At 44.8% G+C, this 14,080-nt stretch carries 3 protein-coding genes; all 3 read left to right on the top strand.

Annotated features, from left to right (window positions below):
• Positions 1-121 precede the first annotated feature (121 nt).
• The 3 genes from ACFWMP_RS15985 to ACFWMP_RS15975 all read left to right on the top strand — a co-directional run bounded on the left by ACFWMP_RS15985 (position 122) and on the right by ACFWMP_RS15975 (position 13,898).
• Positions 122-5,728 carry a golvesin C-terminal-like domain-containing protein gene (locus ACFWMP_RS15985; RefSeq protein WP_379424211.1) on the top strand — a complete coding sequence of 1,869 codons (5,607 nt, stop codon included), beginning with the start codon at positions 122-124 and terminating at the stop codon, positions 5,726-5,728.
• A gap of 345 nt (positions 5,729-6,073) precedes the next feature.
• Entirely contained in the window at positions 6,074-7,015 is a 942-nt protein-coding gene (locus tag ACFWMP_RS15980; RefSeq protein WP_379424210.1) for a hypothetical protein, read from the top strand.
• Positions 7,016-7,124: 109 nt separating this feature from the next.
• Positions 7,125-13,898 carry a stalk domain-containing protein gene (locus tag ACFWMP_RS15975; RefSeq protein WP_379424209.1) on the top strand — a complete coding sequence of 2,258 codons (6,774 nt, stop codon included), beginning with the start codon at positions 7,125-7,127 and terminating at the stop codon, positions 13,896-13,898.
• Positions 13,899-14,080: the final 182 nt, after the last annotated feature.

Genomic DNA, 14,080 nt, shown 5'->3' with positions numbered 1-14,080 from the left:
TAAAACCGACAGAGCGGGCTTAGTCAGAAGGATAAGGCTAATTGCTTCTATACGATCTTCGAACAAAGGAGGGCAACATTATTTTGAAAGCGTTATCAACAAAAGGGAGGCTGTGAGTTGTATGATAAAAAGGAAGCTGTTTTTCTTAATCGTTTTCATCGTGACGATATTAGTTCCTTTCAGCCTAGTCGGAATAAGGACCGCATACGCGGAGCCCTTACCGTATAAGACGATTATCATCGATGACGGGAGCATCACGATCAATGATGTTGTGACACCTGATGTGGGTAACGAGAACAACGGATATTCAGCTCCGAATTGGACCACAAGTACAGGGGTGAAGGGATATGATAACTCCAGTTCTAAATATACGAGTACAGCAGGCAGAGCGATATCCTGGAATCCACGATTGGAAGCGGGAACGGCGAAAATTTCGTTATACAAACTTAACTGGGAAGATAAAGCAGATAGCAATGTAAAAATTGAAATCGTCCACAATGGAACGACTGATGTTCTCTATATGGATTTGCGGCCTTCATTTGGTGCTCCTGCGGGATGGGTTGATTTGGGAGAGTACTATTTTTCCGGAGATGGTAAAGAATTCGTTAGATTAACTCGGTCTACCAGCACAACCAGCACGATAATTACGCGAGCTGATGCGGTCAAGTTCGAAGGGAATATTCAGCAAAAAGAGCCGCATAAGACGATCATCATTGATGATGGAAGCATCACGATTGATGATGTCGTCACCACTGATGTAGATAACGCAAATAACGGGTTCTCCGCTCCTTATTGGACTACAAGTACGGGAGTGAAGGGATATAATAATTCCAGTTCCAAATTTACCGATGCAGTAGGAAGAAGCATCACATGGAATCCGCGATTGGAAGCAGGAACGGCGAAAATTTCATTCAACAAGCTTGATTGGGCGGATAAAGCAGACAGTAATGTTAAAATTGAAATTGTTCACAATGGGATTACGGATGTCATGTTCATGGATCTGAGGCCCTCGTCGGGCCCATCGGCCGGATGGGTTGATTTGGGGTCCTATTATTTCAGTGGTGATGATAGCGAATTTGTCAGACTGACTCGAACGCAACCTACGACCGGAAAGATCATTACGCGGGCCGATGCGGTCAAGTTTGAAGGGAATATCCGGCAGCAAGCTCCGCCGTTGCCTCCGCTGCGCAGCCGTACATTGGCGAATCTCAGTTACACGGAAAAAGGCAGCATCGTGAATGCCAGCTACAAAGTAACCTTCTATGAAGCAGCTTGGGATGGTGGCAAATCCATCGTTCGTGATATGTTCTACAAGGACACGGATACGGGGAACTGGGTGCCTGTCAATAATGTGGCGGAAAGACTTGAAGAGCAATGGGTCTTAATGGATGGAAATGCGGGGAGTCTAACCAATTACTACGATACGATGAACAAACGCTGGATTACATTCGACGAGATTGATTTCCCTGACAGCCACACGGCGATATTAACCGATTCTTCACATGGAAGCGATTACGATTTACAAGTGAACTGGTCCATGTCAGGGGACAAACCTGATGTTTCCTTCGCTTTTACACCCCGCCGGGATGGCAATTACGTGATCGGCTATCAGTCTTTCACAACTGAGCAAATCTCTGGCATCAATGAAGTGTTAAATGGTTTCAGGTCACACGCCAAAATGGTAGGTTCGGTGGAATCAACAAGCTTAAGGGAGCTAAGCGCTCCAATGAGTCTGGTTGAAAAGAATGACGGTTCGGGGAATCCATTGACGTATGGGGTATTTGTACCTTCGGATGAGCTCCCGGTTGAATTTGAACCGACGGGAGGTGTTACGAAACAAAGGCTTGGCATGAGCCTTGTCAACAACGAAGGCAGCGTGCAGCCAATCTTGTATGCTCCTCAATTAGGGACTTATTCGCAAATGACCGCAGAAAGCACTTATCAATTTCATATGGGACTAATCGCTCAAAAAAGCAATTTGTATGAGTCCTACGCGGATATTCTTCGCAATGAGTATGGTTATTCCGCATACCGGGAAAATGTATCAGATCAGTCGCTTACTGACGCGATGTTCAATATGATCGATTTACTTAAGATAGAGCCGCAAGGGGATGACTCTGTTGATTATGTCCCGTCACCCAGCGGATGGTGGAGCCGTGCCAAGGGCTTTATTGACATCGAAAACGAGGATAGTGTTCGAACAAGCTCGAATGCGGTTCTTTTGGGGGCTTACTATTTGACTGGGGATGACCAGCTTTACGATACGAGAGCATTGCCGTCCGTCCAGTATGGCTTATCGCGAAATGGTATAGGCTGGTCGCCGACGCAGAAGCCAGTATACGGTGTGCCGTCGTTATGGAAAATGGCAACCTTGCCGTTTGATTTTTCAAGCGTAGCCGCTGTCAATCAGATGATGGGGACTACGGCAGGAATTGAAGCGCTGGCACAGGAAGAGTACCTCGTGCGTGATCCTGACCAGAAAGACCGGGGTCCTGTCATTCAGCCCCTGATGATGTATCGTATGACGGGAGATGCGCAGTATTTACAGGCTGCCAAGGATGCAGCCGACAGCTATATCATGCAGCATATTGATACGCCTGCATCCGTAAATGTGAGTAAAAATGAGTTCATTTATTATTATAGCAAGCTGTGGATGGAGATCTTGGAGCTTTACGAGGAAACTCAGGATATCAAATACTTGAATGCTGCTTATAAAGAAGCCAAACGGTATGCAACTATGTTCGTTGCTCGTCCGGTTCCTGAAGGTGCCGTTACGATTCCGCAGCCTGAGACGTATAATTACGCGGAGTCGTTCCATTGGCCGGAAAGTGGTAAATATCAATATCCTCGGATCAAGCTCCCCGAAGATGTAGCCGGAGGCGTACAAGCGGATAGTTTGCTTGTCTCTCCCAATGGATTGACGTTTGAAGCGGGAAGTACAACTGGTTATTATCGGATGAATGCTCAGGAAGCTCCATTCATGCTGAGATTGTCGCTCTATACAGGCGATAAATTGCTGCAGGATATTGCTCATAATGCAGTCATCGGACGATATTCGAGCTATCCAGGTTATTACTATAAGGGCTTCGCCGTTAGTCAACTTGAACCGGAGTTTCCTCTGGAAGGCCCAAGCGGGGCTACATCCATCTATTATCACCATATACCGGGACAGCTCGGGCAAACGATGGATTATTTGATCAGCGAGCAATCGTTGAAATCGAATGGAAGTATTACATTTCCTTCTGTATTTGAAACTAATTTTCTATGGTTCAAATATCACCTCTATGGAAATAAACCAGGTCATTTTTACGGTAATTCCAACGTTTGGCTCTGGATGCCTAAGGGGATAATTCAGACCAACCATCCTCAATTGAACTGGATAACGGGAGAGAGCGGGAATAAATTCTACATCGGGTTAAGCAACGAATCGGCAGCTGAAGTCCAGACTCCGATCGAATTGAATGCGCAAATCATTGGGTTCAACCCGGCACAAGATTATACCGTAACCATCATCCGCGACAATGGCACACCAGAGCAAGCGGTTATGAGTGGCGGAATCATTCAAGCCACGGTTTCAAGCAAGGGAATAACCGCTATCATTGTGGAAGGACTCAACATTGAAGTGCCGCTGCACCAGGTCAGAACTACTGATACATCGGATGCAAGCTATTTCTTCGATATCCACAGTCCAATAGATGCGGTTAAAGGCATGCTGATCGTCAAGCCCGACGAAACGGCCTACGATGCTTATGTGCAGGCAAAAACGACGAAACCAGCGACGATCCATTATTCCTTGGATGGCGGGGCTACGTATACAACCATTCCAGATAAGATCTATCCGATGGAATGGTCGATACGGGTAAACGATTTATCCCAAACCTTCACTTATTATGTGGAATCGGACGGGAAACAGACTCGCAAGCGGACACTCTATCTGCCTGATCAGGTAACCGAAACTCCAGTTCAACCGGATTGGCAGGAGGGTTCATCTATCATTGTGGATAATACGGAGGCAGAGACAGAAGGCGTCTGGATACGGGATACAACGGCTAACGACTATTATTATGATAACTATGTGTATGCCAAATCGACTGCCGGCACAGCGACAAGCAGAATTGTTTGGCGACCTGATCTGCCGGAAAGTGTTACTTACAGTGTGTACTATAAGCTTCCGCAAATAACCGCTGCTAGTGAAAATTGGGCAACGGATGCCTCATTTACCGTTTATTATAGCGGAGGCTCCGAGACGGTTACCGTAGATGAGACAGCGGCCAATGGTACTTGGGTTTACCTGGGTGCTTATCCTTTTGCAGCAGGCGATAGTGGGTACGTGGAATTAACCAATAAGGCCAATAAGTCACGGGTAGTCGCCGATGCGATGATGTGGGTGGACCCGAACAAGATACCGCAATTGGAGTCTGCGGTGATCCTGTCGGATCGGAACGAACTGCAGATGACTCAAACCGCACAACTAAGCGTAACCGGCTATTTGGATAATGGTCTGATTGGTGATCTATCACAGGCAAATGTGCAGTATTTCGTTGATCGAACCGATCTGGCTGAAGTGGACAGTAGCGGTTTGTTGACCCTTCTAAGTCTCGACGGGGAAAAGGATCACATTGAGGTATGGGCCACTGTAACGATTGACGGGGTGACCTTAACAACACCGCCTTTGAGAATTGCGATCAGGGAATTAACGGTTATTGTCGACAGCACGAATACGACTGGGTTGTACACGACAGAAGGGTCTTGGAGCCAAAGCAATTTAGCCGGATACAAAATTGGTGTGAAGTCCCGTTACTCTACCGTTCAAGGATCCTCAGCGACGTGGAAAGGCCAGTTTCCAGAGGGGAAATATACGGTCTCCATCTACAAGATCGTCCATACGACGGCAAATGACAATTATGTCAAAGTGGAAGTGAAGCATCAGTCGGTTACCGAGGTCACGTATATCGATGCAACCGTTGGCTCGTCGGGTTGGGTTAATCTAGGAACGTTCGACTTTACTGGAGACGGCAGCGAGTATGTTCGTTTAACAAGGGTTACTCCGACAACGGTAGATCCGCCAACTCTACCTGCCGATATGATTTATACCAGGGCTGATGCAGTCAAGTTCGAACGGCATTCCAGTAGTCTGCCGTTGCTTGCAAATGGGGTGCCAGGTAAACCGACACTATCGAATAATAGCGGTGTTGCGACAGGCTTACATGATGGCAATTATGAGGTTACGATGAATATGTGGTGGGGAAACAATGGCACACTGTATAAGCTGTACGAGAATGGCCAATTGATCCAAACGAAGTCACTCACCGATGTTTCGCCAGCTGCTCAGACTTCCATTATGCCTATTCAAGGAAAGCCTAATGGAACCTATGTGTATACATGTGAGTTATCGAATTTGTATGGAACGACTTCATGTGATCCACACACCGTCACCGTGACTGATGCGAAGCCCGGCAAACCTGTTTTGTCTAGTGACAACTGGGATCAAGATGGGGACTATAACATTACTGCTAATATGTGGTGGGGCACGAACGCAACACAGTATCGATTATATGAAAATGGCGAACTTATTGAAACGCAATCTTTATCTTCACAAACACCAAGTGCTCAATCGGCCACTACACAAATTTCAGGGAAATCGCCTGGCATCTATCAATATCGCTGTGAGTTTATGAATGGAAGTGGAACAACGGAAAGTGATACTATACAGATTATTGTAAAATAAACCTATGAGCTGAGTGGATGAGAACGATCCATTCGGCTTTTTTATTTCTTGGAATTTAGTATTGAACTATGCAAAATGCTAATCTTTCAAGGCTCACAACTGAGTGATATTTACATAATACTGCTCATGCTAGATCAGCAGGGTGTTTTCAACCAAACGTGGTATTTTGAACATGTCAAATTTGTTTTAATTCAGTCTAAATAAGCGCTTACATTAGAGGGCAGCTAAACTTACAATTATGTCTAACCATTTAAATTTGGGAACTTCTCCAGCAACGGCGATGAATTTCACTGTCATAGGCTTTCTTGCAAAGCTAGGTTGAATATTTGAAAGGGGGGGGGCGTCATGGGGATTACTAGACGAAAAGCAACCGTGATTATTTTGTTTACCACTCTGATTGTTCTTGCTTTACTCGTGTTGAGTTTAACTAACAAAAAGGCGGAGCTACCTGAAGATTGGATATTTACAGTAGATGGATACGCCGTAACAGAGGACGAATTTCAATTTTATATCAAGGAGCATAGAGCTATAACGGCAGACTATTTCTTCAGAACTTATGGGGTCCAAGTAGATGAGGGCTTCTGGACACGTCAATACGGAGAAAATCATGAAACCCCAACAGAATACGCCAAAAAATCTGCAATGACTGCATTGCTAAAGACCAAGCAGGAGCAATTTATTGCAGATGAGCGGGGGATCGCCCCTTACAAAAGCTTTGATGAGCTAAAATCCGACATGGAAGATGAAAATGTTAAGCGAGCTAAGATGGATGATTCAGAAGGGACTTACTATGGATTGCCTCAGTTTGATTTAAATCAATACATGCAATATTTAAGTGGCGCCCGTTGGCCGGATTTGGTAGAAACGCAGGTTAAAAAAACGAAAATGAGCGAAGCAGAGTTGCAAGTTGAGTATGCATCAAAAAGTGCGGAATATGTTCGTGTTGCAAATGAATTGACGGCTGCGTTAGCGACAGCGGGACAGGCCAAGGAAGAGAAAGTGCTAAACCGTTTGGATATATCCAAAGAAGAAACCGAGTCTCTTAAGTTCTGGGAGTCTTTAGCTGCTGCTTCTGTAGGTGAGACAGTAATCGGTAAATATATGGGCGAGGATGTCGTTGCCACATTAACCACAAAACCGGAAATCACCAAGCTTAAACTGGAAGAAGTGAAAGATTCCATTCTATACGGATCGGCGGAGTCTGACTTGCGAGCGTTAATTGCAAATACGAATAAGTTGAAGATCGTATATAACGGTAATCGATTCAGTGAATTAGTAGTGAACTAGAATAGTTATGTTTTTAAGTTTATAAAAATCTATGTCTATTGAGGCTTCCATAGATGCAGATTTTTTATAAAGTATTAATTTATTAATTTCAAAGGGAGGAAGTTTTTGGATGATACGATCGAAATGGATGCAAAAAGCTTTGTCGATGATTACGGCAACTTCGTTGGTGTTCCCTGGTCTGTTCGGCTTGGCGCCTTCATCTGAAGTGTCAGCTGCGGGAGGGGGCGAATCTTTTGACTCTGTTGTACTAGAATTGACACAAGCGGCAGGTCAGGCAGGCAGGGTGAATCTTACCTATAAAGGTTCGCCTTTAAGCAGTCTCGTGAAAGGACCGGTTATTGACGAGGTTAATTATGATTCCAGCAATGCGAATCTTTTAACTGTTAATAATCAGGGGAACATTACTTTAGCTAGCGGTTATACATTTGCGTTGCCAGGTGCTCCGGGCATCCCGGTGACAATCACGGCCGCGGCGAGTTATTACCATGACTCAGATGTATTATTCATGGAGGATTTCGAGAACAACAATGGTCCAATGACATCAACTGGCAAATTAGGTTCGTCATACACGCTTTCCGATGCTCAGTCCCGTTCTGGAATGAAAGCGATTACACCTTCAAGTGATACGAATAATGAAAATGTTGCCCAAGACGTGGCATTGCCGACAGGTAGCAATTATAAGATGACGGCATGGTATTTTGACCCGTATCCTGATGAGGAGAAGACAGCGACGGATAGAACTCAATTTGCTATTGTAGATGGCAAAAATGCCACCTTTGCCGGGACATTCTATCAAAGTTCAGAGGCTGATGTTATTCATAACCCGACTAGATATACTTGGGCATATGCACCATCGTCAGCGGGTACAGCAGGAAACCGTTGGAAAGATAGCGGGGCTTTACGTTCCACAGGCTGGCATAAATTCGAGTGGCTCATTACACCGAATGGTGCGACTTTACAAATAGACGGAACATTAATATCCGATTCAGCGCAAAGTAATATTTACAAAGCTATGAAGAGCGGTACAACCATTCAGCCTAAAATAGCAGGAGGATGGAACAACCAGTCAGGCAACAAAGCTTATATTAAAAATAAACATCTAATCGACGATTTTTATGTTGTTAAAGATGTAGCTACAACAACAGGAACCAGAACATTAACATTGAATTTGGTACCTCCCGGTGGATTGCCAAATTTAGAAATAATCACTCAGCCAACAGCGGCAGAAGTGAAACAAGGTGAGACGGCAACATTTAGCGTTGCGGCATCAGCCGCTGCTTCAGCATATCAATGGTATGTATCTGACGACGAGTCTGGCTTGAACGGGACAAAAGTCAGCGGAGCTGATAAGGCGCTATTAACGCTTCCCAATGTGGACGCAGCTTCACAACAAGGCAATTTCTATTATTGCGAAGTGTCTTCGGCAGACGGAATTGTGGTGAAATCCAATGCTGTACCGTTGTTGATAACCACCAATACACAGGTGAATGCGCCAATTAACCCGACGCTTGACTCGGACACGGGTATTTATAGTGGCGCTTCCAATTACGGTGACACCCTTGTAACGCTGTTCAAAGACGGTGGACCTGTTGGTTATTATTTATCGAAAAATGGAGGACCCGACCAGCCTAACAATCATGAAAGGCATCATGTTCTACCCTATGCAAGGGCACTGGGAGTGGGCAACTACACGGTTACAGCCATTGTCATTAATAATGCGGGGGACATCAGTGAAGAAGTTGCAGCATCCGGAATATTAAAGATCGAGAAATTGCCTGTACCGGTAAATGTCAGATGGAACGGCACATACGCTACATGGGACCGTGTCGCTAACGCATCTGCCTATTCGGTTCAACTCTTCAGTAATGGAGTGGCTAAAGGAAGCCCGATTGCAGCAACAAGCAATGATGCGGCTTTGTCCCCGACTTTAAATGATACATTTAAAATAAAAGCAAACGGCAATGCAACGTCACGATTCTTAGACTCTGATGAATCAGGAGAGAGTGCACAATATTCAGCCAACATTGCGCTAATTCGCCAGAGCGATACTTTACGGGCTGGAGATAGAACGCGGTTAATCGTTGATACTTCTGATGTGTTTGTTGCTGATAACATCAGCTTCAGCCCGGCAGATCAAGACAAGGATAAAATTGAAGTTGATGATGCCGGATTCGTGACGGTTAAGAAAGGTTATGTTCCAACAGGGAGCGAAGAGGTCACTGTTCAAGTGAGCGTTGATTACTTCAATAAGGCTGACACTATGTTTTACGATGGATTTGAAGGGGAGAAGAAATTTTCAAATGGTGCGAACGGATATGTTCACAGCGATGTGATGTCCCGTACCGGAGGAAAGGCCGCAACATCAAGCGGCGCCGGTCAGGTGGCTACTGTTCCGGGTACCTATAATTACACCCCCGCAACCGGTAAGACAACAATCGTTACTGCTTGGTACTATGATGATGGCAGAGCGGCTTCCAATGACCACGCTGTCTTTGGTTTAACCCCATCATCCAATGAACATATCGCAATAAATTATGGCAATGGAGATGGCGATTGGGCCGGAAATCTGACCAATTACGCAGTCAGACCCGGTTCATCCGGGAGATTCTATCCTGTAGATGTCAAGCGAAGCGAAGGCTGGCATAAATTCCAATGGTTCGTTACATCAACGGGAACGACCTATAAAATCGATGGACAAGATATTCAAAGGCAATCAACTGACGGCGGCAATTTTGATACCCTAGTTAAGAACAATATTTCCAAGATTGATGCATTGCAGCTTGCTACGAACTGGGGCAACAAGGCTGGAACGATTAAGGATATACAGAACAGGCACTTTATCGATGACGTATATGTTATCGATAGTGAAATAACAGCCCAAACCGGAACATCTTCTATTACGCTAAAGCTCATGCCCAAAGTGTATAGCCACTTGGAAGACAGCACATATGTTATTGGTCTGGACGACTATAATATCACCGTAAATCCTGATTTAGCAGATCTAGCTGGAGTAGAGATCGGCGCTGTAACACTGCAGCGGGATGTGGATTATACGGTTAGCGGTAATGTATTGAAAATTAACAAAGAATCATTCGCAAGAAATAATATCGTGCCAGGAAAATATACCGTTAGACTGGATCTGAATCCTGCCGAAATCACATTCGAGTTGAACATTCTACCACTTGAAGTCCGTGATTATTATTTCTCCAATAACGGTGACGATCATGCAGATGGACGCACACCGGCTACGGCATGGAAATCAATCTCCAAGATTAATGAATATGTATTTATGCCAGGTTCAACCATTTATCTGGATGCAAATAGCGTATGGAATGAACAAATCAGACTGCGCGGCAATGGTGAGGAAGGAAATCCGATTACGCTTACAAAATATAATACGACCGACCCTAACCAACGCCCGATAATTAATGGTGGAGGAACAGCGTCAAGCCCATCAGGCATTTCCTTAAACGGTACCATTGAGTTATATGACGTTAACTATTGGGTAGTCAGTGGAATTGAAGTAACGAACATCGGCAATAAAGCAGGTGACGGCCGTTCCGGTATCGCTGTAATGTCACGGATTTCCAAGCTGGGACAAGGTCAGTTTAATATTCAAGATTATGCTGATGCTCGTATGCAAGGAATCATCATTCGAGATAACTACGTTCATGATGTTAATGGGCTGCACCAAGCAAATGGAGCAAGTAAGGTATCCGGCGGCATCATTATTAATGGTTATGTAGATATATTGGTTGAAGGAAATAAAACCCTTCGCTGCGATAACGAAGGTATTCGTAACAATGCCTACGGACCAAGCAATCCTGGGACGAATAACACAGGCATTACTTGGAGTAACTCAAGCTATCCTTGGGCATCAAACGCTGTGTTTAGAAACAACTGGATTTCTAGTTCGGTTGGAGATGGCATTGTCATGTCCGGCGGGAACAACTCCCTTGTGGAACGAAATGTGGTCACAGACAGCGGATACAGCTATTTAAGCGATAAGAGCGGCAACCTGGTTACGAACTGGGGGCCAAATAATACAACGCCAACATATCTAGGTTCGCAAAACTATGCGGCAGCGTGGATTATGGCAAGTAAAGGCACGATCTTCCGCTATAATGAAGCCGTGGACAACCCTTATCATGCAAGTAATGACGGTATGGCATGGGACATTGACAACTATTGTCAGGACAATGTGTATGAATACAATTACAGCCGAAATAACTATGGCGGTTGGTACTTACAGATGAATGCTGCCAAGGGCAATATCGTTCGCTATAACATTAGCGTGAACGACGGTCGCAGCCCGGATTTTAACAAGAGCTTTAACAGTCTTATATTACTTGCGGGAGGTTCTTCAACGAGCGAGGAATTAAGCGGATTATACTATAACAATGTCATCGTCACACCATTGAAGAATAGCAGTTCGTTAGTATTTGATCCGACGGCCTCCAACTTGCATATTTATTTCCAAAATAATATTTTTGCCTACACTGGGGCAAACAACCAGGTTGGTCTGAAAGGCGGGGGAACATCTGCTTCATTTGCAGCCGGACGTTTTACGAACAACATTGTATATCCGGCTAATCTTTTTGGTAGCATGAACGCAGGCGGAGGCGGGTATCTAGGTGCAGGCGTAACAGCAACTGACAACCGCTATGTATCGGAAGAGGAACTTAACTCTATATTAAATGATTATAAATCTGCGCCGGAACATTGGATTACCAACAGCGGAACAGTTGATGCCAAGCTTGATTACAGTGCGATGAACGGGTTCCGTCTTGCTGACGGTAATAACCTGGCCTATGGTGCAGGTGCCGAGATTGTAAGCCCATATGTGGATCGCGCGAACGCTCTGCCTCATATGACGGAGAGAACAGACTTCTTCGGCAATCCACTTAGCGGCAGAACGCCTTCCATCGGCGCACACAACCCTTATGCGGTAACTTTTGATTCCAACGGTGGCAGCGAAGTGGTGATGAAGTTCGCAGATATGGGCGGGACAATTACCGAGCCAACAGCGCCGACAAAAGAAAACACTGTTTTCGGCGGTTGGTATCAAGATGCAGGATTAAACGATGTCTGGGATTTCGTTGCTGATCCTGTTTCAAGGGATATTGAATTATATGCGAAATGGGTTGAAGACGCAGGTACTGCGCCAATGATTACGACGAAATCACTTGCGGATGGCAAGGTAGGACAACCTTATTCGGCAGTTCTTACCACTGACAGCGATAAGCCGATCAAATGGGCTGTTGTAGATGGTCAATTGCCATCAGGATTGAGTTTGGAGGAAGATGCAGGTGTTATCTCGGGTACACCGGATCAATGGGGTCAATTTACATTTAAAGTTCAAGCTAACAATGAGACAGGCAGTGACTCGAAATCGTTCAATATAGTGATCACTGAAGATGTCTCAGTTGACACAGCTCCGGAGATTATCACTAAGACTTTGCCGAGTGGCAAAGTTGGACAACCGTATACGGTAACATTAGCGGTATACGGCAGCGAACCGATTACTTGGAAGGTCCAGGGAGGAGATTTGCCAGTAGATTTGAACCTAGATGAAGCAACAGGCGTTATCTCGGGTACGCCTCAAGAGGCAGGATATTACGAATTCACTGTTGGCGCAACGAATGATTTTGGTATAGATAAGCGAGTATTGAGCATCGAGATTAATGAGGATAAGCCAGTGGAAACAGCTCCGGAGATTATCACTAAGAATCTGCCAAGCGGCAAAGTTGGAGAACCTTATACGGTAACATTAGCGGTATACGGCGACGAACCGATTACCTGGACAGTGAGAGATAATTATTTACCTGCAGGGTTGAAATTAGAAGGAGCTACGGGTGTTATTTCAGGGGTGCCTAATGAAGCGGGAACATACAAATTCACTGTTACGGCTTCTAACCATGCTGGCATGGATACGATAGAGTTAACTATCGTAATTACTGCAAATAATAACGGCGGAGGATCAGGTGGCCAAATCAGCACGCCGACTCCTTCTCCAGAATCACCGGTAGCAGATCTTATTGATGCTACAATCAAAGAGCAGCTGATGAAAGGCAATTCCATTGCATTGACGATGTCAGCCGGAAAAGATGAGCTTGAGATTCAAAACGATACGATCGGTGCGATTATTAAAGCCAACAAACCGCTAACCGTTACGAATGACACCGTATCTGTTGAATTGTCCCCTGAATTGTTGAAGCAGTTGAATACAGGCAAGAGTATGAAGGTTGTCATTAAACCTGTAAATGATAGAGACGGAGTTATAGGGCGGGGATATGAGTTGAAGATCTTCGCAGATGGCCGGGAAGTAACGGATTATACAGGGCTTATACCCGTAACCTTCGATCTGACAAAAGAGAAGTTGTCGACTAACGATATTAGCATGTTATGCGGTGTCATGCTTCGATTGGACGGTAACATGGAACGCTTAGGCGGCAAATATGACCATAAGACAGGTAAATTTACCTTCACGGCAAAAGGACTAGGCTATATCTTTGTTACAACCAAGCCTGAACCTGTGAAATTAGAACTTACTCTAGGTAAGAAAGGGTATAAATTAAACGGAATCGAAATGAGTATGGACGTTGCATCAATGGTAGTTAAAGGCAGAACGTTAGTGCCACTGCGCTTCGTTGCTGAGAGCTTAGGAGCAAATGTAAGCTGGGATAACATTACGAAAACCGTAATGATTACCTTGGAAGGTCAGACTTTGTCCATTGTGATCGGTGAACTTACACCAGGAATGGATGTTGCAGCTGAACTTGTAAACGGACGTACTATGCTCCCATTACGCTTCATTGCTGAGTATTTTGGTGCAGATGTATTCTTCAATAATACTACGAAATCTATTAGTATCATGAAGTAGTATTCGTTAGTATTCGCTAACAATAGCAGCTACACACGAAACCCTCTAACATGCACTGCAGCGTCTCATAAAGATTCGTTTCGAGGACGTTGAAAAGGCAATCGCTGAATAATTATGAATATTTCATTTTCAGTTATCATCAAAAAATCTTGATGATAACTGAAGTGCACCCCTTAGAAAAG

Source organism: Paenibacillus sp. NPDC058367 (assembly GCF_042723305.1).
GTDB lineage: Bacteria > Bacillota > Bacilli > Paenibacillales > Paenibacillaceae > Paenibacillus_AQ.
Note: the sequence above shows the minus strand (reverse complement) of the source record. Positions and strands in the feature narration are given on the sequence as shown.